We start from the raw sequence: 21,547 nt of genomic DNA on the forward strand, positions 1-21,547 counted from the left end.
GGCCGGGTCAGTCCTTCTTCTTGTCCGACTTCTTCTTGCCGGCCTTCTTCTCCGCCTTCTTGCGGGCCTTCTTCTCCGCCTTCCTGCGCTCCTTCTTCTCCTTCTTGGTCTCCCGGCGGGGCTCGTCGGCGGCGGCCTCGGAGTCCACGACGGCCTCCGGCGCCTCCGCCTCCTCCGGCCCGGCCGGATCCGCCGCGGGGGCGGACTCCGCCGCCTCGGCCAGCCGTGCCCGGTAGGAGCGCACGTGGGTGCGGTTGGCGCAGTTGGCCTCGTCGCAGAACCGCTTGGACCGGTTCCGGCTGGCGTCCACGAGCGCGTTCTCGCAGTCCTCGCCCTCGCACACGCGCAGGCGGGTCAGCTCGCCGTCCATCGCGGTCTCCGCCAGCGCGAGGGCGGCCATCGCGGCCAGCCGCTCCACCGCGTCGGCGGGGACCTGCGCCGGGGCCAGCCCGACGACGTCGCCCCCGGCCGTCAGCCGCAGCGGGCCGGCCGCGGCGAGGAGGGCGTTCACGCGCTCCACGGCGGCCGCCTCGTCCCCGGCGGCGAGGGCCCAGACCTCGGCCAGACGGCCGCGGAGCTCGCGGCCACGCACGGCCGCGGCGGCGGCCAGGCGGAGGCGGACCTCGTCCTCCTGGAGCTCAGGGACGAGGGAGGGCAGCTGCGTGGCGGCGGTGAACCGTTCGTCGGCCGGCTGACCGCCCCGCAGGCCGGGGGCGGTGTTCAGGAACGCGGCCAGGGAGGCGAGGCGGGAGAGCGTCGGCGCGGAGAGCATGGGGAAAGCGTACGGCGGGTCCGCCCTCCCGTCACCGGCTTCACGCCGCGTATCGGGTGGCCTCCGGCGCCGTCCCGTCCAGTACCCTGACCCCCACGGACCCCGTCTGCGCGGCGGGGTGCACCCACGGGGCCGGAGGGGCCCCCGAACCAGCACAGGAGACCTCCATGTCCCAGACCTCCCAGGCGACCGGTCGCCTCTCCGCCGGGCACGTCATCGTCAAGACCCTCGAGTCCCACGGCGTGAAGCGCGTCTACTCCGTGCCGGGCGAGTCCTACCTGGACGTCCTGGACGGCCTGTACGACTCGGGCATCGAGAACGTGGTGTGCCGCCACGAGGGCGGCGCCACGTACATGGCCGAGGCCGACGGCAAGATGAACGTGGTCCCCGGCGTCGCCATGGTGACGCGCGGCCCGGGCGCCGCGAACGCCCACGTCGGCCTGCACACCGCGTGGCAGGACTCGACGGCGCTCGTGCTGTTCGTCGGCCTGATCCCGTTCGAGCACCGCGACCGCGAGGCCTTCCAGGAGTTCGACCCGCACGCCTGGTTCGGCACCGGTGCGAAGCGCGTGATGGTCCTGGACCACCCGGAGCGCGCCTCCGAGATCGTGGCCGAGGCCATGTTCGCCGCCAGCTCGGGCCGGCCCGGGCCCGTCGTCGTCGGCCTGCCGGAGGATGTGATCCGCCAGGAGATCGACGCGCACCTGCACCCGCAGATCCCCGTGGCCCCGGGCGGCATGACCGTGGAGGACTGGAAGTCCCTGCACGCCGCGCTCAAGGAGTCCCGCAAGCCGCTGTTCATCACCGGTGGCAACGACTGGACGGACGAGGGTGCGCAGACCCTGACGACGTGGCTGGAGGAGCACAAGATCCCCGCCGCCGCCGAGTGGCGCACCGAGGGCACCGTGCCGTTCTCCTCGCCGTCCTACGTGGGCCCGATCGGCTACGGTCGCCCGAAGCCGACCTACGACATGCTCGAGGAGACCGACCTCATCGTGTTCGTCGGCACCGTGCCGGGCGACGTCGTGACCAACGGCTTCACCATCCGCCAGAACTGGGACAAGAAGAACTTCCTGGTCACCATCGACCCGTCCCTGCGCGGCCGCTCCGGCCCCGTGTCCCACCAGATCGTGGCCAAGCCGGACGTGTTCATCCGCGACCTCGTCCGCATGGAGCTCGAGGTCAAGCCGGAGTGGGAGGAGTGGACCTCCCGCATGCGCGGCGAGCAGGAGAAGTTCGCGGCCCTGCCCCCGGCCGAGCCGTCCGAGGGTCAGGCGAAGATGGCCACCCTCATGGCCAACCTGGTGCCGAAGCTGCCGAAGGACTCGATGATCTCCCTCGGCGCGGGCGAGCACACCAACTGGGCGCACCGGTACTTCCCGACCGAGGGCTACCGCGCCATGATCTCGGCCCGCAACGGCTCCATGGGCTACTCGGTGCCGGGCGCCGTGGCCGCGTCCCTGAACTTCCCGGACCGCACCGTGGTGACCATCGCCGGCGACGGCGAGTTCCTCATGAACGGTCAGGAGCTGGCGACCGCCGCGCAGTACGGCGCGAAGCCCCTCGTGATCGTCATGGACAACCAGGAGTACGGCACCATCCGCACCCATCAGGAGCGCGAGTACCCCGAGCGCGTCTCCGGCACCCAGCTGAAGAACCCCGACTTCGCCGCCATGGCCCAGGCGTTCGGCGGCTTCGGGGTGCGCGTGGAGCGGGACGCGGACGTGCCGGCGGCCGTGGACGCGGCGCTCAAGGCGGTCCAGGAGGAGGGCCGGTTCGCGCTCATCCACCTGATCGTGGAGCAGCGCGTCAAGGCCTACTGAGGCCGGCGGCGCGGTCCCCGCCGTCCCTCCGGTCAGGCCGCCGTCGTGGGGACGTCGAAGCGCAGCTGGGGCACGGGGAAGGGCGCACCGTCGAGGTCCGCCTCGACCCGGTCCCGCAGCACGCCCCCGCACGCACGGATCGTGGCCACGGAGGCGGTGTTCGTCTCGTCGCACGTGAGCAGGGCGGCGGGCACCCCGCGTGCGGCCAGCAGCGTCAGGGCGCCGCGCAGCAGCCGCGCGGCGTGGCCCCGCCGCCGGAACGCGGGGCGCACCGCATAGCCCACGTGTCCGTTGACGTGCCGCAGCGCCTCGTTCAGCTCCCACCTCACGGACACCCGGCCCACCAGATGGCCCGCCTCGTCCACGCCCACGTAGAAGGAGGCGGGCACGCGGCCGGGTTCGACGTCGCCGCGCGCCTCGGCGGCGAACGCGCGGCGGATCGCGGGGAAGGAGCGGGTGCCGGCCATCAGGAAGTCGAACCCCTCCCGATGCAGCTCGGCGTCCGCCTCGCGCGCCGCGATCTCGTCCGCGGCGCGCAGCGGGCGCAGCAGGAGGCCGTCCACGGTGACGGTGGGGCTGGGGTCCGGGAGCATGTGCCGAGTGTACGAGGGGGACGCCGGGCGTGGCCGCGTGAGCCGCCCGCCGCCCCAGCCCTCGTGCTTTCCCCACCTCCGCGCCACCCCCGCGCCGTGAGCCAGACGTTTCGGTCGTGATCAGCCCCTGATTGCAGCCGAAACGTCTGGCTCGCGGCACAGCCCCCGGGCCGCCGCGCCCCCCACGACACGAGCAGGGGTGACGTGGATCACGTTCGAGGCTAGGGTGTGGGGACCGACGATCGCCCATCCCCAGGAGGTCGCGATGACCGTGCCGTCCTCGTCGGCGGAGCATGCGCTCGACGCTCGCCCCGAGCTGCCGGGCGAAACCGTGTCCCGCGTCGCCATGACGCCCGCGGCGCTCGAGCTGATCCGCCGACTCCTCCCGATCCACGGCCCGCTCATGTTCCACCAGTCCGGCGGCTGCTGCGACGGCTCCGCGCCCATGTGCTATCCCGCCGGCGACTTCACGACCGGCGCCGCCGACGTCCTGCTGGGCACCTTCGCGCTGCCGGCCGAGGGGGACCAGGCCGCCGTGGAGATCCCGTTCTGGATGTCCGCCGCCCAGTTCGAATACTGGAAGCACACCCACCTCACCCTGGACGTGGTGGACGGGCGCGGCTCCGGCTTCTCCGTCGAGGCGCCCGAGGGCAAGCGGTTCCTGATCCGCTCGCGGTTGATGGCAGGCTCGGGATGAGCTCGACCCTCGCCACCAGCGCCTACCGACGCGCCGTGGACCGGGCCCACGAGTCCCTCGCCTCGGTCCGCCTGTCGCTCGCGCCGTCGTCGCCCACCGCTCCGACCGGCGCGGACCAGGGCCTGCGCGCCGCCCTCCAGGGGCTGCGCCGGGAGGTCCGCGAGTCCTGGCTGCGCTCCCTCGGCGCCCTCACCCCCGCGGTGCCCGGCCAGACCGACCCGGCCACCCTCGCCGACGACGACCTCGCCGCCGCCCGCCGCGAGCAGCGTCTCGCCGTGGCCCTGCCGGTGGTCCGCCGCATGCTCATCCACCCCGCGGCCGAGGCCGGGATGCTCGCCGCGATCGGCAACGCGCGCGGCCACCTGCTGTGGGTCGAGGGCGACCGGACCGCGGTGCGCCACGCCGAGACCATGGGCTTCGTGGCCGGCGCCGACTGGTCCGAGGCGTCCATGGGCACCTCCGCCCCCGGCATCGTCCTCGCGACCGGCGCCCCCACGCAGGTCAGCCGCGGCGAGCACCTGAGCCCGCGCGTGCACCCGTGGAGCTGTTCGGCCGTCCCGCTCACGGACCCGGCCACCGGGCGGCTCGTCGGGGTCCTGGACCTCACGGGCGGCGAGGACGCCGTCAGCCACCTCGCCCTGCCGCTGCTCCAGGCCACCGTGGACGCCGTGCACGCCGCCTGGCGGGACCTGCCCGCCCCGTCCCGGGGCCGTCCCCGCGGCACCGTCACGACGCCGGGCCCCTCGGCTCCGCCGTCCGCCTCGCCGGGGCCGAGCCCCGCCGCCGCGCCGCACCGCCACGACGCCGCCGCGGGCCTGCTGCGCGTCACCGGCCACCTGCCGCCCACGCTGGACGGGGTCGAGCTCACCGGCCGGCACGCCGAGATCCTCACCCTCCTCGCGTGGCACGGTCCGGGCCTGACCGGCGCCGAGCTCGAGGTCGCGCTGTATCCGGAGGAGATGGCCGGGCCCCGGTCCGCGCCGGGCGCCGCCCCCGCCCGCGCCATCTCGCTGCGCGCCGAGGTGCATCGACTCCGCCGGGCGCTGCAGGACGTGGGGGCGCCGGTGGAGCTGCTGTCCCGGCCGTACCGGCTCGTGGGGGAGGTGCACGCGGACCTGCTGTGCGCGCGGGAGGCGCTGCGCGCCGGGGATCTGGACCGTGCGCTGCACGCGGCGGCTGGGCCGGTGCTGCCGCGGTCGGCGTCCCCCGGTGTCGCCTCGATCCGCGCGGAGCTGGGGGAGGCGCTGCGCGAGGCCGTCGCCCAGGACGCCGATGTCGAACAGCTCTGGGCCTACCTGGGCCGCCCCGAGGCCCGCGACGACGTCGAGCTCTGGGGCGCCGCCCTGCGTCTGCTGCCGACGGACTCGCCGCGGCGTGCGCTCGCCGTGGCCACGCTCGAGCGGATCGAGCGGGACCTGGCCTGACTCGGCCCGCCCCTCACCCGCGCTCGGCCGCAACCTTCGTGCAACCTCCTTGTGACTAGCGTCACAGCCACGGCAGGGCGCCACCCGGCGCCGAGGCAACCGCAGGCAAAGGAGCCAGCACCATGACCGTCTACGCATTCCCCGGCACCGAGGGAGCCAAGGTCGAGTTCAAGCCCCGCTACGAGCACTTCATCGGCGGAGAGTGGACACCCCCGGTCAAGGGCCAGTACTTCGAGAACGTCACGCCCGTGACGGGCAAGGTGTTCTGCGAGGTCGCCCGCGGCACGGCCGAGGACATCGACGTCGCCCTCGACGCCGCCTGGAAGGCCGCCCCGGCCTGGGGCGCCACCTCGGCGGCCGAGCGGGCGCTCGTGCTGCACCGCATCGCGGACCGCATGGAGGAGAACCTCGAGATGCTGGCGGTCGCGGAGACCTGGGACAACGGCAAGGCCGTCCGGGAGACCCTCAACGCGGACGTGCCGCTGGCCATCGACCACTTCCGGTACTTCGCCGGCGCGATCCGCGCGCAGGAGGGCGGCCTGTCCCAGGTGGACGAGGACACCGTCGCCTATCACTTCCACGAACCGCTCGGCGTGGTCGGCCAGATCATCCCGTGGAACTTCCCGCTGCTGATGGGGGTGTGGAAGCTGGCGCCCGCGCTGGCCGCGGGCAACGCCGTCGTGATCAAGCCCGCCGAGCAGACCCCGGCCTCGATCATGGTGTTCATCGAGCTGATCGCGGACCTGCTGCCGGCCGGCGTCGTCAACGTGGTCAACGGCTTCGGCCTCGAGGCCGGCAAGCCGCTCGCGCAGTCGCCGCGCATCCGCAAGATCGCGTTCACGGGCGAGACGACGACGGGCCGGCTGATCATGCAGTACGCCTCGGAGAACATCATCCCGGTGACCCTGGAGCTGGGCGGCAAGTCGCCCAACGTCTTCTTCGAGGACGTCATGGCGGCCGACGACGCCTACTGGGACAAGGCGCAGGAGGGCTTCACCCTGTTCGCGCTGAACCAGGGCGAGATCTGCACGTGCCCGTCGCGTGCGCTCGTGCAGGAGTCGATCGCGGAGAAGTTCCTCGACGCCGTCGTGGAGCGGACCTCGCGCATCGTGACCGGCAACCCCCTGGACACGGACGTGATGATGGGCGCCCAGGCCTCCAACGACCAGCTCGAGAAGATCACGTCCTACCTGGACATCGGCCGTCAGGAGGGCGCCGAGGTGCTGATCGGCGGCGCCCGCGCCGAGATGGAGGGCGAACTGGCCGGCGGCTACTACGTGCAGCCCACGATCTTCCGCGGGGACAACTCGATGCGCATCTTCCAGGAGGAGATCTTCGGGCCGGTGGTCTCGACGACCACGTTCACCGACTTCGACGACGCCATGCGGATCGCCAACGACACGCTCTACGGGCTCGGCGCCGGCGTGTGGTCCCGGAACGGCAACACCGCCTACCGCGCGGGCCGAGCGATCCAGGCCGGCCGCGTGTGGGTGAACAACTACCACGCCTACCCGGCCCACGCCGCGTTCGGCGGGTACAAGTCCTCCGGCATCGGCCGCGAGAACCACCTGATGATGCTCGACCACTACCAGCAGACCAAGAACCTGCTCGTCTCCTACTCCGAGGACAAGCTCGGGTTCTTCTGAGCCGACGCCGGCACCGCACGACCCCCCTCCCCACTCCACGAAAGGTGATCCCCCATGACCACGATGAAGGCAGCCGTCGTCACCCAGTTCGGCAAAGAGGCCGACGTCACGGAGGTCGAGCGCCCGACGCCCGGCCAGCACCAAGCGCTCGTGAAGCTCATCTCCTCGGGCGTCTGTCACACGGACCTGCACGCGATGGAGGGCGACTGGCCGGTGAAGCCGACCCCGCCGTTCATCCCGGGCCACGAGGGCGTGGGCATCGTCGAGGAGGTCGGACCCGACGTCGAGAACCTCAAGGTCGGGGACATGGTCGGCAACGCGTGGCTGGGGGGCGCGTGCGGCCACTGCCAGTACTGCCGCACCGGGTGGGAGACCCTGTGCGAGGAGCAGATCAACGGCGGCTACTCCATGAACGGGTCCTTCGGCGAGTACATGCTCGTGGACGCCCGCTACGCGCCCGTGATCCCCGAGGGCGCGGACCCGATGGAGGTCGGCCCGATCCTGTGCGCCGGCGTCACGGTGTACAAGGGGCTGAAGCAGACCGAGGTGCGGCCCGGGCAGTGGGTCGTGATCTCCGGCATCGGCGGCCTGGGGCACATCGCGGTGCAGTACGCCGTGGCGATGGGCATGCGCGTGGTGGCCGTGGACGTCGCGGACGACAAGCTGGCGCTCGCCACCCGGCACGGCGCGGAGCTGACCGTGAACGCGAACGTCGCGGACCCCTCCGTGGAGATCCAGGAGAAGATCGGCGGCGCCCACGGCGTGCTCGTCACGGCCGTGCACCCGCAGGCGTTCGGCCAGGCCATCGCGATGACCCGCCGCGGCGGCACCATCGTGTTCAACGGCCTGCCCCCGGGCGACTTCCCCGCGCCGATCTTCGACATCGTCCTCAAGGGCCTGACCATCCGCGGCTCGATCGTGGGCACCCGGCAGGACATGGTCGAGGCACTCGAGTTCTACGCGGCCGGGAAGATCCACCCGACGTTCCACACCCGCCCGCTCACCGAGATCAACGACGTGTTCGACGAGATGCGCCACGGCAAGATCGAGGGCCGCGTCGTCATCGACTACGCGATGCAGGACTGACGTGCCGCCTGGGCATCCGCTGGGCGCGGGGTAGTATCGACACATCACACGCACCAGTGCGACGGCGGTCGTCCCGCCCGGAGATCCGGGCCGGGGCGGCCGCCGTCGTCGTCGTGGGACGGGTCGCAGTGCGCCCGACGCCCGGTCCTCAGCGGGCCGCCGCCGGGGCGACGCCGTCGCGCAGCCACTCCAGCGTGGCCGGCCAGAAGGTCGGCGCGAACCGCGCGTGGAACAGCCCGAAGTGCCCGATCTCCGCGACACCGAGCTCCTCCGGCCGCACCCGCCAGCGCACCGTCTGCCGACCCGGCGAGTAGGCGTCCGCGCGGTCGAGGGCGGCGTCGGTGCCGAAGTCGTCGTCCACGGGCGCCACGATCAGCGCGTCCGCCGTGAACGCGGCCAGACGACGGCGCAGCTCGTCCCGGCCGGCGGTGGTGCGGGCGCTCGCGGTGAAGTCGCGGCGACTGCGCGCCCAGTCCAGGGCGACCCCGCGCGGCAGGTCCTCGAGCCAGCCGAGCCGCCGCCCCGGGAAGTGCCCGCGGGCCAGCGTGATCGCCGGCATCGCCGCGTGCCAGCGCGCCCACATCCGCGCCCTCCCCGGCCGCGCCCGGTAGTCCCGCCAGTAGGCGTGCTGCCCGCCGACGGCCACGTGCCGGGCCACGTGACGCGCCTCGTCCGCGAGCCCGACGCCGAACCCGCCGAAGCTGTGGCCCACCGTCAGGAGGGGGCCGGGCAGGCGCGTCCGGGCCCAGCCGAGCACGGCGTCCGCGTCGAGGGCGCCCCAGTCCGCCCACCGCGCCCGCCGCGCCACGGCGAACGGCTCGCGGGACTCCCCGACACCCCGGTAGTCGAACGTGACCGCGTGGAACCCGTGGCTGGCCAGGAACTCGGCGTAGCGCCGGTAGTACGTGGCCTTCACCCCGGTCGCCGAGGCGATCACCACGGTGCCGGCAGGCGAGGCCGGGGGCGTCGTCATGGGGGCCAAGTGGCGGGCCGCGAGCACGAAGCCGTCGCGGGCGCGGAGGCGCACGAGGGTGGAGGTGGTCTGCGTCACGCCGCCACCCTAGGCGCGGGGCGGCGCGACCTGCGACACAGACCTGCGACACAATGGGCCCATGACTGAGACCCCCCAGAGCTCGTCCGGCCAGAGCCGGGACGAGATCCTCGCCCGCCTCGAGGAGATCTACGCGAACGACCCCGCGGTGCGCGAGCACGGCGTCACCCTCGGCGAGGTGGCCGAGGGGCGCGTGGTGCTGCACCGCGACGTCACCGCGGACATGGTGAACTCCCACGAGATCTGCCACGGCGGCTTCCTGTTCCACCTCGCGGACTCGGCGCTGGCGTACTGCGTGGCGACCTTCGGCGCCGCCCCCGTCACCCGGCGCGCCGAGATCACCTACGTGGCGCCCGCCAGGCTCGGCGCGCACCTCGTGGCGACCGCCCGCCAGTCGGTGGAGTTCGGCCGCGACCGCATGATCGAGGTCGGCATCGAGGCGGACGGCCAGCTCGTCGCCTGGTTCACCGGCCACTCCACGAGCCCGCGGGTGCACGCGTGAGCGCCGGGCAGGACGCGACGACGGCCGGGCCGGTCGTCGAGTCGGTGGAGCTGCACGTGGCCGCGGGGGCGGAGGCGGCGTTCGAGGCCGCCGTCGCCGAGGCCGAGCCGCTGTTCCGGGACAAGGGCGCGACGTCCTTCGCGCTGTCCCGGCAGGTGGAGGACCCGGCGCGCTACCGGCTGCTGATCGGCTGGCGCACGCTCGAGGACCACACCGTGGCCTTCCGCGAGTCCGACGCGTTCCTCGCGTGGCGTGCGCTCGTCACCCCGCACCTGGCGCAGCCGCCGGCCGCGACCCACTGGTCCGCCGTCTGACCCCCGCACCCCCCGTTTTCGTTCGGGAAACGGCGGTCCCCGGCGCGTTTTCGTTCGAGAAACGGCGCGAGGGCCGACCGTTTCCCGAACGAAAGTGCCCGACACGCCGCCGTTTCCCGAACGAAAGTGCCGACTGAGACGCGGTCGGTTCAGAGGTGACGGCCGGCCAACCGCGTGAGGCTCGACTGGATGCCCCGCCCGTTGTCCGCCGGCACCCGCAGCAGCTCGTACGCGCGGCGCACGGCCGGCCGGGCCCACGAGTAGTCGAAGGTCTCGGTGACCTCGGTAGTGCCGTCCCCGTTGTCCCGGAACGCCCAGCGCCACCGGTGTCCGCCCGGGTGGGCCCACTCCACGAGCTCGTCCTCGTCCACGGCGGTGGCGGTCAGCGTCATCGTGTACGGCACCCCGTACTTTCGCATGGCCACGCGGAACCGGTCGCCCACGGCCAGCCGGTGCGGCCCGCTCACCTTCGGCCGCACGGTCCCGGATCCGTCCGCCTCGTGATGGCGGTGCGGGTCCGCGAGCATCGCCCACAGCTCGTGCGCCGGCGCGGCCACGGTGACCCGGTAGGACACCTGGTGCTCGCCGGTCTCCACGCGCTCGGGCCACGCCGCCTGCGGGGCGGCCTGCGGCAGCCCGGACGACGACGGCGCGGCGGCGGACTCGGTCTCGGGGGTGGCGGACGAGGGGGTCGGCTCGGTGCTCATGCCGCCCAGTCTAGGAACCGCCGCGGACACCGGAAGCGGAGGCGACGGCACCCCTCGGCGGGACACCACAGGACTCTTGCCGGGGGCCCGCCCCGGGCCTAGGGTCAGGTCATGGGCGCATGGGGCAGAAACGTCTTCCAGAACGACACGGCGTTGGACATCGTGGACGAGGTCCTCGACGGCACCTTCGACCTGGACGAATTCCGCAGGAACTTCCGTCGCGACGAGGACGAGGGCCACCTGACCGCGAGCCAGGGCGCCGCACTCCTCACCCTCGGGGCGCTCGTGCGGATCGCCCGGAACGAGGACCACGCGGACCTCGAGGCCCTGCTCGAGCACGCGGAGACGGACGAGGTGGACCTCACCGCCTTCATCGATCAGTTCTCGGACGAGGACGTCGAGACCCTGCGCGAGCTGATCGGCGTGGTCATCCGCGAGCCCTCCTGCTCCGAGCTCTACCAGCTCTGGGAGGAGTCCGGCGAGCTCGAGCAGTGGCTCGAGTACTCCCGCGAATGCCTGCCCTGACCGGCCGGCCGGTCCGGGGTGGACCCGGCCCGGCCAGCCCCGCCCCGGCTCAGCGCGCGTAGCGGGTGAGCCGCAGCGAGTTCAGCACCACGAGCACGCTCGAGGCCGCCATCGCGCCGCCGGCGATCATCGGGTTCAGCAGGCCCAGGGCCGCGACCGGGATGCCGAGCACGTTGTAGAGGAACGCCCAGAACAGGTTGGTGCGGATGATCCCCAGGGTGCGACGGCTCAGGTCGAGTGCCTGGACCACCTGGTGCAGGTCGTCGCCCATCACGGTGATCTGCGCGGCCTCGCGGGCCACGTCCGTCCCCGAGCCCATGGCGATGCCCATGTCCGCCGCGGCGAGCGCCGGGGCGTCGTTGACGCCGTCGCCCACCATGGCCACCACGGCGCCCTCGGACTGCAGGCGCGTCACCACGTCCACCTTGTCCTCGGGGCGCACGCCGGACACCACGTCCGCGGCCGGGATCCCGACGGCGTCCGCCACCTGGGTGGCGACGGCGGCGTTGTCCCCGGTCACCAGCAGCGGGCGCAGGCCGAGCTCCTTGAGCCGGGCGATGGCGTCCGCCGAGGTCTCCTTCACGGTGTCCCGCACGGACAGGACGCCCGCCACGCGGCCGCCGACCGCGACCCACACGGCCGTGGCGCCGGCCTGCTCCGCCGCCTCGAACGCGGCACGGTGCTCGGCGGGGATGCCGCCGTCGAGGGCGGTCTCGAGGACGGAGCCGCGGCCGACGGCCACGCGGACCGGATCCGGGCCGGCGGCGCCGTGCGCGCCGGAGCCGAGGGCGCCGTCGTCGTGGGGGAGGGCGACCAGCCCGGACACGCCGCCGCCGGCCGTGGAGGCGAAGTCCGCCACGCCGGGCACGGTCAGGCCGCGCTCCTCGGCGCCGGTCACGATCGCGCGGGCGATCGGGTGCTCGGAGCCGCGCTCGACGGCGGCCGCCAGGGTCAGCAGGACATCGGCGGCCCGGTCCGGCGCCGTTTCGTCAACGAAAACGCTCCCGGAGGCGCCCGTTTCGTCAACGAAAGCGCTCCGGGAGGCGCCCGTTTCGGCCACGAAAGCGGGGTCGAGGACGAGCACGTCCGCCAGCGCCATGCGGCCCTCGGTCACGGTGCCGGTCTTGTCCAGCACGATCGTGTCCACGGTGCGCGAGTCCTCGAGCACCTCGGGGCCGCGGATGAGGATGCCCAGCTGCGCGGCGCGGCCGGTGCCGGCCAGCAGGCCGACCGGGGTCGCCAGGCCGAGGGCGCACGGGCACGCGATCACGAGCACGGCCACGCCGGCGCGCAGCGCGGACGGCAGGTCGCCGGTCACGATCATCCACACCGCGAAGGTCAGCACGGCGATCCCGAGCACGATCGGCACGAACACGGCGGAGATGCGGTCGGCCAACCGGGCCACGCGCGCCTTGCCGGTCTGCGCCTCGGAGACGAGCCGCCCCATCTGGGCGAGCGTCGTGTCCGAGCCGACCCGCGTCGCGCGGGCCACGAGCCGGCCCGAGGTGTTCAGGGTGGCGCCGGTGAGGGCGTCCCCGGGGCCGACCTCCACGGGCACGGACTCGCCGGTGAGCAGGGAAGCGTCCACGGCCGAGGTGCCCTCGAGCACCTCGGCGTCCGTGGGCACCTTCTCGCCGGGGCGGATCAGCACGACGTCGCCCGGCGCGAGGGACTCGGCGGGCACCGTGCGCTCGTCGTGGGTCTCGGGGTCGTAGAGGGTGGCCTGGGCCGCGCCCAGGTCCAGGAGGGCCCGCAGCGCGGCGCCGGCCTCCCGCTTGGCGCGGGCCTCGAGCCAGCGGCCCAGCAGCAGGAACGTGGTGATGACCGCGGCCGTCTCGAAGTACAGGCTGTGGTGGGCCATCTCCGCCATGGTCCCGCCCACGTGGGCGGTCATGTCCGGCGCCAGGATCAGCTCCACGGCCGAGAAGGAGAAGGAGACGAGCACGCCCAGGGACACGAGGGTGTCCATCGTGGACGAGCCGTGCCGGGCCGCGCGGAACGCCGCCGAGTGGAACGGCCACGCCGCCCACAGCGCCACGGGCGCCGCCAGGGCGAACGCGACCCAGCCCCAGTGCGGGAACTGCAGCGCCGGGACCATGGAGATCAGCACGAGCGGCACCGTCAGCACCGCCGCGCCGATCAGGCGCGGTGTGAGCACGTCCTCACTCGGACCGTGGGCCATGTGGTCGTGGTGGTCCACGCCGTCATGGTCCGCGGCATGCTCCTCGCCGTGCTCCTCGCCGTGCTCCTCGCCGTGCTCGGAGGTGTGCGCGTGCCCGGCGTGTCCGGCGTGTCCGGCCGGCGGGGCGGGACGGCGCACGGTGGCGCCGTACCCGGCCTTCTCGACGGCGGCCACGAGCTCCTCGTCCGACACGCCGGCGGGCGCGGTGACGGTCGCCTGTTCGAGCGGCAGGTTCACGGACGCCGTGACGCCCTCGAGCTTGCCCAGCTTGCGCTCGACGCGGCCCACGCACGAGGCGCAGGTCATGCCGGTGACGTCCAGGTCGACGCGGCGGGTGGTCTCGGACTGCGGGCCGGCCGGGGTGGAGGAGGCGGGGTGGGTCATGGGGTCAGGCCTCCACCAGCGTGTAGCCGGCCTCCTCGACGGCGGCGCGCGCGGCGGCGGGGTCGAGGGGGCCCTCGGAGGTGACGGTGGCGGTGGACACGCCCCCGGCGTTCAGGTCCACGTCCACGGCGGAGACGCCGGCGATCTCGCCGAGCTCCTCCCGGACGGAGGCGGCGCAGTGGCCGCAGGTCATGCCGGTGATCTTCAGGTCGGTGGTGGTCATCTCGTGCTCCTCGTGCGGTGGTGGGTGGGCGACGGCGCCGGTCAGCGCAGCAGGCGGCCGAGGGCGGCCGTCGCCTCGGCGACCTTCTCGTCGATGAGCTCGGTGCGGCCTTCCGCCTCGGCCTGCACCGCGGCCTCCGCCACGCAGTGACGCAGGTGCTCCGAGGTGAGATTCAGGCTGAGGGACTGCAGCGCCTTCGTGACGGCGGCGACCTGCGTGAGGACGTCGATGCAGTACACGTCCTCGTCCACCATGCGGTGGAGGCCGCGCACCTGCCCCTCGATGCGGCGCAGTCGCGCCAGGTGCTTCGCCTTGTCCCGGTGGACCTCGTGCGGGGGCCGGTGGCCGTCGCAGGCATCCGCCGCGGCGGACGGAAGGGGCGAGGCGGCGGCGGGCGCCGTCGTCGTGCTGTCCGTGCTCATACCCCCGTTCTATACCCCAGGGGGGTATGGGTCAAGGGGTCGGCCGACGCGGGTGCCCTCCTCCGGCAGCGGGGTGGCGGCTTCGCCCAGATCGGCGATCAGGCCGCGGACCTCCAGGTCCAGGGCGTCGCGCACGCCGCGCACCTGCTCGAGGCTCATGCCGCGGATCGACGGCACGGACCACTTCTGCACCTGCGCGCCCTCGGGGATCTCGAACGGATCCGCGCCGTCGAAGAGCACCACGATCTCGGCGGCCCGGAGCACGTCCGGGTCCAGGCCCTTGGTGTACGTGTGGTGCAGCGGGATGCCGATCTCGTTCATCGCCTCGAACGCGGTGGAGATGACCTCGCCGGCGGGCTCCGTGCCGGCCGAGCGGGCCCTGACCTCGCCGTGGGTGCGGTTCTCGAGCAGGGCCGCGGCCATCTGCGAGCGGCCGGCGTTGCCGTGGCAGACGAACAGCACACGCGGGTGGCGGGACTCGATGCTGCCCTGGTTGATCGCCCTGGCGCGCAGGCGCGAGGCGGCATGCTGCACCGAGATGGTCGGCAGCATCTCCGGGTGGCGGCTCGTCTCGGCGAGCTCGGCGTAGGAGTCGAACAGGAGCTGACGCACCGTCGCCTCGTCGGCCACGCCGGGGAAGCGCGCCATCAGCGGCCCGACCTCGCGCTCGAGCACGTGCGCGGCCATCCCGTGCGGCACGGGGTCCACCGCGGCGGGGATGTCCGGCGCGGCCGTCGTGTCCAGCGGCATGTCGTCCACCGCCGGTGCGTGATCGGCGTGGGGGTCCGGGGGGATGGGGGTCATGGTGCGAGTCCTCCGGGGAAGGCGGTCGGCTGAACGCGAGGTGAACGGGTGCCCCCACCCTGCGACGTCGGGTGTGCCGGCGCAAGCCTTGACGGGATCCCTCCGCGCCCGACGACGCTGCTCGCCGCCGTCGTCGGGGCGGTGGCCGACGCCCGGGCCCGGAGCGGGGGTCCGCCGAGGTGGGAGAGAATGGGGGCCATGTCTGTCCGCTCCCTGCTCCCGGACCTCGGCGCCCCCGCGACCGGGGCCCCCGAGGCCGCCGTCCCCCCGTTCGCCCGGGCGGTGCTGTGGGCGCACGGGGACGACGCGTGGCGGGGCGAGGGCGGCTGGACCGTGCTCCTGGACGGCACCGACCGGCTCCGCCGACTCTCCGCGCTGTGGCAGACCGCCGTCGCCGGGCGACCGGACCCGACGGCCCCGCTGCGGGGCTGGATCTCCTCGACCTTCGCCGACGACTCGCCTGAGCCCGCGGTCCTGCGCATCCCCGCGGATCTGCGCCGCGCCACGCCGTCCGGCGTGCGGGACGTGGCCCAGCACGTGGACGCGGACGCGCTCGCAGCCGCCGTCGCCGCGGACCGCGGAGCCCGGCTGCTGGCCGACGGTGCGGTGCCCCTGCCCGCCGGCGTCGCCGACCGTGCCTGGGACGACGCCGGCTACGCGGCCGGGGTGCGCGAGCTGCTGACGCGGATGGCCGACTCGGGCGGGGAGCTGGCGAAGGTCGTGATCAGCCGCACGATGACCGTCCCCGCGGACGACGCCGACCTGTGGCGGGCGATCGGGGAGCTGCGCCGCGAGTACCCGCAGACCTGGGTGTTCGCCGTCGGCGGGCTGCTGGGCGCCACGCCCGAGGTCCTCGCCACGCGGCACGCGGGGCTCGTGGGCTCGCGGGTGCTGGCGGGGTCCATGCCGCGCGGCGCGGACGAGGAGGAGGACGCCGCGCTGCGGGAGCGGCTGGCCTCTGATCCGCGGCTGGCGGAGGAGCATCGCTGGGCCGCGCGGTCGGTGCTGGACGCGCTGGCGCCCGTCGTCGACCTCGCCGATGACGACCCCGCGCCCACCGTCCTGACCCTGCCGAACGTGCACCACCTGGCCACGTCCGTGCGCGGCCGGCTGCGGGATGGGCGGGGGACCGTGCTGGACGTGGTGGCCGCGCTGCATCCGACGGCGGCCGTCGGCGGGACCCCCACGCCGGACGCGGTGCGGGTGATCGCGGAGGTCGAGCCCGTGGACCGCGGCCGCTACGCCGGGCCGGTCGGGTGGCTGGATCAGGACGGCGACGGCGAGATCGCCCTGGCACTGCGCTGCGGCCAGCAGGTGCCCGGCGGGGTGCGGCTGCAGGCCGGGGGCGGGATGGTCCCGGGAGCGGTGCCCGAGGAGGAGGTCACGGAGATCCGGGCCAAGTTCCTGCCGATGCGCCGAGCGCTGGGCGTCGCCGCGGACTGAGGCCTCCCGTGCCGTGCCCCCCCCCCCCGTTCGCGTCACCCACGCTTTCGTGTAGGAAACGGCGGCGTGTCGCGGTGCTTTCGTGTGAGAAACGGCGCCGCACCTCGGAGTCGCGTGGGCGGCGGGGGAACGGCGCCCCGGAGCGTTCACACCGTTTCTCGAACGAAAGCGTCCTGGGGCCCGCCGTTTCCCGAACGAAAGCGTCCGGGGAGGCGAGAAGACCCGCCGGCCACGGCCCCTCGCGGGGCGGGCCGACGGGTCGTCGCGTCGGTATGGGGGATCAGGCGGCGACGGCCATGGCCTCGTGGGCCGGCGTCGCGGCCTGGAGGCGGCGGGTGGCCTCGCGCTCGGCGAGGGCCGGCAGGAAGGTGGTGATGCGGGCGCCGCGCTTGAGGTCGGCGACGACCTCGCGGACGACCGAGCGGACGGTCTCGGCGGTGACGGTGCCCTCGAAGCGGCGGAGGAGGGTCTCCTCGACGCGCTGGAGCACGTGGCGTTGCATGAGGGGGCTCGGGGCGGTGGGCAGGTGGTGGCTGGTCGTGTTGATGCTCACGGTGAGCACCTCCTTCGGTTGCCGGACCATGAGTCCGGCGGATCGTCGCGGCGGGGCCGCGGGTGATGGGTTCGGTGGAGTCCCAACCTCGCGTTCCGTAAACGCTAGGTGAACTGCTTGTGAACAAGTTTACAGATTTTCTCCCGGAGTGCAACTCCGTGTTCACCAACGTGACCTGTGACACCCTGTTGCGCCCGCCTGTATGCCGCGAAATCGGCGCCATCACGCTACTTTCGTGTCGAGGCGCCACGAGCGCCAGGCGGACAGCTAGGTGAACAGAAGGTGAACAGCGCCGTTCATCTTCGCCCCCTGCCCCTCTGCCCGGCCCGGTGCGAGGCTGGGACCATGCGCCCCGACCGCCGCTCCGCCCCGACCTCTGCGGCCGCCCTCGCCCGCGAGGCCGTGATCCTCGCCGGCGCCGGCGCGGCGATCCTGCTCCAGGTGGCGCACCGGCCGGTGGGGGCCGGCGTCGCCGTCCACTCCCGGTTCACCGAGGACCCGATGCGCCGGCTCCGCCACACGCTCGCCTACATCTACGCGGTCACCCTCCCCGAGGCCGCGTCGTTGCGAGACGCGGTCGTCGACCGGGTGCGGGCGGCGCACCGCCCGGTCCGCGGGGTCGACGCCGGAGGCCACCCCTACGACGCCGCCGACCCGGACGCCCAGCTCTGGGTGGCCGCCACCCTCTACGCGATGGGGGAGCAGGTGCGCCGCCGGATGTGGGGCGCCCTCGACGCCGAGGACGCCGACCGCCTCTACCGCGGGTACGCCCCGCTCGCCACGAGCCTGGAGGTCCCCGCCTCCGCCTGGCCGGTCGACCGCGCGGCGTTCGCGGACTACTGGGACGACCGGGTGGCCCGGCTCGAGGTCACGGACGACGCGCGGCGGATCGCCGCCGACCTGTTCTCCGGCCAGGGCGTCCCCGCGCCGCTGCGGGCGGCCCTGCCCCTGGCCCGGTTCGTCACCGCCGGCCTCCTCCCGGGGCGCGTGCGCGCCGGCCTCGGCTGGTCCTGGACCGGGCGGGACTCCGTCCGGGAGGCACGCCTCTGGGGGCTGGCGCGGACCCTGTACCGGCCGCTGCCGGCGAGGGTGCGCGGCGTCGTCGTCCGCTGGGTCCTGCGGGGGCTGCCCCGGATGCCGGGGCCGCGCGGCGCCGTCGACGTGGAGGCGACCCGCCGCGAAGTCCGCCCCGTCTGGGAGAATGGTGCCGATGTCTGACTACCAGCCCCGCCGCCCCGGATCGAAGCCCACCCCGAACCGCCAGAGGGACCGCGCCGGCAAGCCGGCCCTCGGCCGCCCCGAGCGCGGCCTGATCGACGAGTCCGAGGCGCGCCAGCTCGCCGAGGACCGAGAGCGCATGCGCCGCGCCGGCGTCGGCCACCAGCTCTCCGCGCCCAAGCGCCGCGAGGCCGCCACCGCCGAGCGCCCCCAGGTGATGCCGAAGACCGAGGGCTGGACCCAGCCGATGGGCCCGGACGGCCGACCGCAGCTGCAGTTCAAGCAGCCGCGCGTCTCCCAGCCGCCCACCCACCTGGCCGACCTCACGCTGAAGGAACGGCAGGAGAAGGCCAAGGAGATCGGGCTGCCGGCGTTCCGCGCCAAGCAGCTCTCGGTGCACTACTTCGAGCACTACACCACCGATCCGGAGCAGATGACGGACCTGCCCAAGGACAAGCGGGAGGCGATCGCGGAGGCGTTCTTCCCGCCGCTGCTCACCGAGGTCCGGCGCATGGAGACCGACCGCGGGGACACCGTCAAGTTCCTGTGGCGGCTGTTCGACGGCGCGCTCGTGGAGTCCGTGCTCATGCGGTACCCCGGCCGCGTGACGCTGTGCGTGTCCAGCCAGGCCGGCTGCGGGATGAACTGCCCGTTCTGCGCCACGGGCCAGGCCGGGCTGACCCGCAACATGTCCACGGCGGAGATCGTGGAGCAGATCGTGCTGGCCAACCAGGTGATCGCCCAGGGCGGACTGGGCGGCAAGCGCAAGGACGGCGGGCACGACGCCGACCGCGTCACCAACGTCGTGTTCATGGGCATGGGTGAGCCCCTGGCCAACTACAAGCGCGTGATGGCCGCCGTGCACCGCATGGTGGACCCCTCGCCTGAGGGCCTGGGCATGTCCGCGCGGAACATCACGCTGTCCACCGTCGGCCTGGTGCCGGCCATCCGGAAGCTGGCCGAGGAGGGCGTGCCGCTGACGTTCGCGCTGTCCCTGCATGCGCCGGACGACGAGCTGCGCGACGAGCTGATCCCCGTGAACTCGCGCTGGAAGGCGGACGAGGCGATCGACGCCGCGTACGACTACTTCGTGGCCACCGGCCGCCGGGTGTCCATCGAGTACGCGCTCATCAAGGACATGAATGACCACGCGTGGCGCGCCGACCTGCTGGCCAAGAAGCTCAACGCCCGGGGCAAGGGCTGGGTGCACGTGAACCCGATCCCGCTGAACCCGACGCCGGGCTCCATCTGGACCGCCTCGGAGAAGGACGTGACGCGCGAGTTCGTGGACCGGCTCAACGCCGCCGGCATCCCCACCACCCTGCGCGACACCCGCGGCAAGGAGATCGACGGCGCGTGCGGCCAGCTGGCGGCCGAGGACGTCGACTGACCCGCCAAGGCCCCTCGCGCGGCGCTCGCCGGCCCCTCCGCGGGCGAGTCGCGAGGCCGGCGTCGGGAGGCGCCGTCAGAAGCGGACGGTCTCGCTGTCGCCCGGCTCGGCGGTCCCGCCGGTGACCTTGGCCTTGACCAGCTCGACGGCGGTGGCCACCGCGCCCGGGGACTCCCAGAACTGGGCGGTCTGCACATCCACGCGCACGAGCACGATCTGCGGATCCTCGGGGCTCGAGCCCTCACCGAAGAACGCCTCGGTGGCCGGGTTCCAGAACTCCTTCTTGCGCGCGTCGTCGCGGACGAGCTGACCGTGGCCCGCGAGGGAAGCCCAGAAGTCCTTGTCCTGCACGGCGACGTTGACCGGGTGCTGCGGAGCGTCCGCCGCGACGTCGGAGGTGGCGCGTGTGAGGAACCAGAGCGTGCCGCCGTCCTCCGCCTGCTGCAGGCCCATCGGGCGGGTGACGAGCGTGCCGTCCTGCTCAGCGGTGGTCAGCATGCAGACGTTCACCTTCGCGAGCTTCTCGAGCAGACGGGCGCGGGGATCCTGGGTGCCCATGGCGTGACTCCTTCGTCGTCGGGTGCCGGCGCCCTGATGTGGCCACCGGCTCGTACCACCGACCCTAGGCACGGCCAGGCGGGTCCTGACCAGCGCTCAGCGGCGCACAGCCGCGGCGAGCCAGTCGACGGCGAGGGCGTAGCCCTGGACGCCCGCCCCGGCGATCACGACGTCGGCGACGGCGGAGACGTGCGAGTGGTGCCGGAACGCCTCGCGCCGGTGGACGTTGGAGATGTGCACCTCGGCGATCGGCCGGTCGACGGCGGCGAGGGCGTCGCGGATCGCGATGGAGGTGTGCGAGTACGCGGCGGGGTTGATGAGGACGCCAGCGTGGGAGGTGCGGGCCTCCTGGATCCAGTCGATGAGCTCGCCCTCGTGGTTGGACTGTCGGAAGTCCACGGTCAGCCCGTGCTCGGCCGCGCGGGCCTCGGTGAGCGCACGGACGTCGTCGAGGGTGGCCGTGCCGTAGACCTCGGGCTCGCGGGTGCCGAGCAGGTTCAGGTTGGGGCCGTTGAGCACGAGCAGGGGCAGGGCGGGAGTGGCGGTCATGCGGTCAGTCTAGGAAGCGGCGACGACGGCTCCCGTCTCGGCCACGACAGTGCGTGCAAGGCGCCCGTTTCCCGAACGAAAGTGCCGGGACACGCCGCCGTTTCCCGAACGAAAGCGGGGTGGGGCGGAATAGGTGCGGCGGGGTGTCCGTTGTGGTCGGCAGGACGATCGCCGGCGTGAGCGCGTCGGCCCCGCTGACGAAAGGACCCACCGTGGCCACCAAGGACCTGACCCTCGAGGAGTTCGGCTCCACCGTCGCCGAGAACGACACCGTGCTCGTGGACTTCTGGGCCGGCTGGTGCGGCCCGTGCCGCCAGTTCGCCCCCGTGTTCGAGGCCGCCTCCGAGAAGCACGAGGACGTCGTGTTCGCCAAGGTCGACACGGAGGACCAGCAGCAGCTGGCGGCGATGGCCGGCATCACCTCCATCCCCACGCTCATGGCCTTCCGCGGCGGCGTGCTCGTGTTCTCCCAGGCCGGCGCCCTGCCGGGCACCGCGCTCGAGCAGCTGCTCGACCAGGTCAAGGGCCTCGACATCGCAGAGGTCCGCCGCCTGGCCGAGGAGCAGCAGGGCCAGCAGGGCGACGCCGAGCCGGCGCAGGACGAGGCCGTGCAGTCCACCGCCGCCCACCTCGACGACGTCAACGGCCGCTGACGGCCCGCGCGGCGTCGCCGCGCCGGCC

At 73.7% G+C, this 21,547-nt stretch carries 23 protein-coding genes; 12 read left to right on the forward strand and 11 right to left on the reverse strand.

The genetic code is table 11. The annotated features are described in order from the left end of the window. Nucleotides 1-7: 7 nt before the first annotated feature. Complete coding sequence (locus ACUW6W_RS08420; protein ID WP_069942012.1) at nt 8-772, reverse strand: CGNR zinc finger domain-containing protein; 765 nt, start codon at nt 770-772, stop codon at nt 8-10. Between the two features lie 167 nt (nt 773-939). Between ACUW6W_RS08420 and ACUW6W_RS08425 the strand changes: the two genes are divergently transcribed. Continuing rightward, nucleotides 940-2,595: a thiamine pyrophosphate-dependent enzyme gene (locus ACUW6W_RS08425; RefSeq protein WP_049144858.1), complete on the forward strand. Its 1,656-nt coding sequence runs from the start codon at nt 940-942 to the stop codon at nt 2,593-2,595. Between the two features lie 32 nt (nt 2,596-2,627). Here ACUW6W_RS08425 and ACUW6W_RS08430 read toward each other — a convergent pair whose 3' ends face one another. Continuing rightward, a complete protein-coding gene (locus ACUW6W_RS08430; RefSeq protein WP_041103409.1) occupies nt 2,628-3,188 on the reverse strand; it encodes a GNAT family N-acetyltransferase in 561 nt (186 codons plus the stop codon). 265 nt (nt 3,189-3,453) lie between these two features. Here ACUW6W_RS08430 and ACUW6W_RS08435 point away from each other — a divergent pair, with 265 nt between their 5' ends. The 4 genes from ACUW6W_RS08435 (at nt 3,454) to adhP (ending at nt 8,041) form a co-directional block, all read left to right on the forward strand. After that, nucleotides 3,454-3,885 (forward strand): DUF779 domain-containing protein, encoded by a 432-nt coding sequence (locus ACUW6W_RS08435; RefSeq protein ID WP_036316759.1) that lies wholly within the window; start codon nt 3,454-3,456, stop codon nt 3,883-3,885. Next, nucleotides 3,882-5,309 carry a helix-turn-helix domain-containing protein gene (locus tag ACUW6W_RS08440; protein WP_049144862.1) on the forward strand — a complete coding sequence of 476 codons (1,428 nt, stop codon included), beginning with the start codon at nt 3,882-3,884 and terminating at the stop codon, nt 5,307-5,309. Before ACUW6W_RS08435 ends, ACUW6W_RS08440 begins: the two co-directional genes overlap by 4 nt. Nucleotides 5,310-5,431: 122 nt before the next feature. Next, on the forward strand, nt 5,432-6,955 hold the full coding sequence (exaC, locus tag ACUW6W_RS08445) for an acetaldehyde dehydrogenase ExaC (RefSeq protein ID WP_454180117.1): 1,524 nt from the start codon (nt 5,432-5,434) through the stop codon (nt 6,953-6,955). 54 nt (nt 6,956-7,009) lie between these two features. Next, nucleotides 7,010-8,041, forward strand: coding sequence for an alcohol dehydrogenase AdhP (gene adhP, locus ACUW6W_RS08450; RefSeq protein WP_454180118.1), 1,032 nt, complete (start codon nt 7,010-7,012; stop codon nt 8,039-8,041). A 148-nt stretch (nt 8,042-8,189) separates the two neighbouring features. On the opposite strand, the gene ACUW6W_RS08455 is transcribed toward adhP, so the two are convergent. Continuing rightward, on the reverse strand, nt 8,190-9,092 hold the full coding sequence (locus ACUW6W_RS08455; protein ID WP_454180119.1) for an alpha/beta hydrolase family protein: 903 nt from the start codon (nt 9,090-9,092) through the stop codon (nt 8,190-8,192). Between the two features lie 61 nt (nt 9,093-9,153). Here ACUW6W_RS08455 and ACUW6W_RS08460 point away from each other — a divergent pair, with 61 nt between their 5' ends. Further along, nucleotides 9,154-9,594, forward strand: coding sequence for a hotdog fold thioesterase (locus ACUW6W_RS08460; RefSeq protein ID WP_020624653.1), 441 nt, complete (start codon nt 9,154-9,156; stop codon nt 9,592-9,594). Beyond that, a complete protein-coding gene (locus ACUW6W_RS08465; protein WP_020624654.1) occupies nt 9,591-9,908 on the forward strand; it encodes a putative quinol monooxygenase in 318 nt (105 codons plus the stop codon). The genes ACUW6W_RS08460 and ACUW6W_RS08465 overlap by 4 nt, the downstream gene beginning before the upstream one ends. 149 nt (nt 9,909-10,057) lie before the next feature. Here the strand turns inward: ACUW6W_RS08465 and ACUW6W_RS08470 are convergent, their stop codons facing one another. After that, complete coding sequence (locus tag ACUW6W_RS08470) at nt 10,058-10,615, reverse strand: SRPBCC family protein (RefSeq protein WP_020624655.1); 558 nt, start codon at nt 10,613-10,615, stop codon at nt 10,058-10,060. A 111-nt stretch (nt 10,616-10,726) separates the two neighbouring features. On the opposite strand from ACUW6W_RS08470, the gene ACUW6W_RS08475 reads away from it, so the two are divergent. Next, a complete protein-coding gene (locus tag ACUW6W_RS08475; protein WP_036384294.1) occupies nt 10,727-11,140 on the forward strand; it encodes a DUF4259 domain-containing protein in 414 nt (137 codons plus the stop codon). Between the two features lie 49 nt (nt 11,141-11,189). Here ACUW6W_RS08475 and ACUW6W_RS08480 read toward each other — a convergent pair whose 3' ends face one another. Genes ACUW6W_RS08480 through ACUW6W_RS08495 form a run of 4 tightly spaced genes read right to left on the reverse strand, consistent with a single transcriptional unit; the run spans nt 11,190 to nt 15,155 of the window. After that, a complete protein-coding gene (locus ACUW6W_RS08480) occupies nt 11,190-13,706 on the reverse strand; it encodes a heavy metal translocating P-type ATPase (RefSeq protein WP_454180120.1) in 2,517 nt (838 codons plus the stop codon). 4 nt (nt 13,707-13,710) lie between these two features. After that, nucleotides 13,711-13,929 (reverse strand): heavy-metal-associated domain-containing protein, encoded by a 219-nt coding sequence (locus tag ACUW6W_RS08485; protein ID WP_036339566.1) that lies wholly within the window; start codon nt 13,927-13,929, stop codon nt 13,711-13,713. Between the two features lie 41 nt (nt 13,930-13,970). Further along, a complete protein-coding gene (locus ACUW6W_RS08490; RefSeq protein ID WP_002856860.1) occupies nt 13,971-14,351 on the reverse strand; it encodes a metal-sensitive transcriptional regulator in 381 nt (126 codons plus the stop codon). A 9-nt stretch (nt 14,352-14,360) separates the two neighbouring features. Beyond that, nucleotides 14,361-15,155: an arsenate-mycothiol transferase ArsC gene (locus tag ACUW6W_RS08495; RefSeq protein WP_063188819.1), complete on the reverse strand. Its 795-nt coding sequence runs from the start codon at nt 15,153-15,155 to the stop codon at nt 14,361-14,363. 198 nt (nt 15,156-15,353) lie between these two features. On the opposite strand from ACUW6W_RS08495, the gene ACUW6W_RS08500 reads away from it, so the two are divergent. Further along, nucleotides 15,354-16,598 carry an isochorismate synthase gene (locus tag ACUW6W_RS08500; protein ID WP_454180121.1) on the forward strand — a complete coding sequence of 415 codons (1,245 nt, stop codon included), beginning with the start codon at nt 15,354-15,356 and terminating at the stop codon, nt 16,596-16,598. Nucleotides 16,599-16,878: 280 nt separating this feature from the next. On the opposite strand, the gene ACUW6W_RS08505 is transcribed toward ACUW6W_RS08500, so the two are convergent. Beyond that, the gene (locus tag ACUW6W_RS08505) at nt 16,879-17,151 is read right to left on the reverse strand and encodes a three-helix bundle dimerization domain-containing protein (protein ID WP_227448856.1); all 273 of its coding nucleotides are present in this window, start codon (nt 17,149-17,151) and stop codon (nt 16,879-16,881) included. A gap of 345 nt (nt 17,152-17,496) precedes the next feature. Between ACUW6W_RS08505 and ACUW6W_RS08510 the strand changes: the two genes are divergently transcribed. After that, the gene (locus ACUW6W_RS08510) at nt 17,497-18,369 is read left to right on the forward strand and encodes an oxygenase MpaB family protein (RefSeq protein ID WP_049145769.1); all 873 of its coding nucleotides are present in this window, start codon (nt 17,497-17,499) and stop codon (nt 18,367-18,369) included. After that, the gene (gene rlmN, locus ACUW6W_RS08515; protein WP_036384305.1) at nt 18,362-19,759 is read left to right on the forward strand and encodes a 23S rRNA (adenine(2503)-C(2))-methyltransferase RlmN; all 1,398 of its coding nucleotides are present in this window, start codon (nt 18,362-18,364) and stop codon (nt 19,757-19,759) included. The genes ACUW6W_RS08510 and rlmN overlap by 8 nt, the downstream gene beginning before the upstream one ends. 75 nt (nt 19,760-19,834) lie before the next feature. On the opposite strand, the gene ACUW6W_RS08520 is transcribed toward rlmN, so the two are convergent. Both ACUW6W_RS08520 and aroQ read right to left on the reverse strand, forming a co-directional pair. Further along, nucleotides 19,835-20,317, reverse strand: a complete 483-nt coding sequence (locus ACUW6W_RS08520) for a pyridoxamine 5'-phosphate oxidase family protein (RefSeq protein ID WP_095353843.1) — start codon at nt 20,315-20,317, stop codon at nt 19,835-19,837. 96 nt (nt 20,318-20,413) lie between these two features. After that, on the reverse strand, nt 20,414-20,866 hold the full coding sequence (aroQ, locus tag ACUW6W_RS08525; protein WP_020628425.1) for a type II 3-dehydroquinate dehydratase: 453 nt from the start codon (nt 20,864-20,866) through the stop codon (nt 20,414-20,416). Between the two features lie 212 nt (nt 20,867-21,078). Between aroQ and trxA the strand changes: the two genes are divergently transcribed. Continuing rightward, nucleotides 21,079-21,519, forward strand: a complete 441-nt coding sequence (gene trxA / locus ACUW6W_RS08530) for a thioredoxin (protein ID WP_052007086.1) — start codon at nt 21,079-21,081, stop codon at nt 21,517-21,519. Nucleotides 21,520-21,547 lie beyond the last annotated feature (28 nt).

This window comes from Micrococcus sp. 093350064-1, assembly GCF_053627955.1.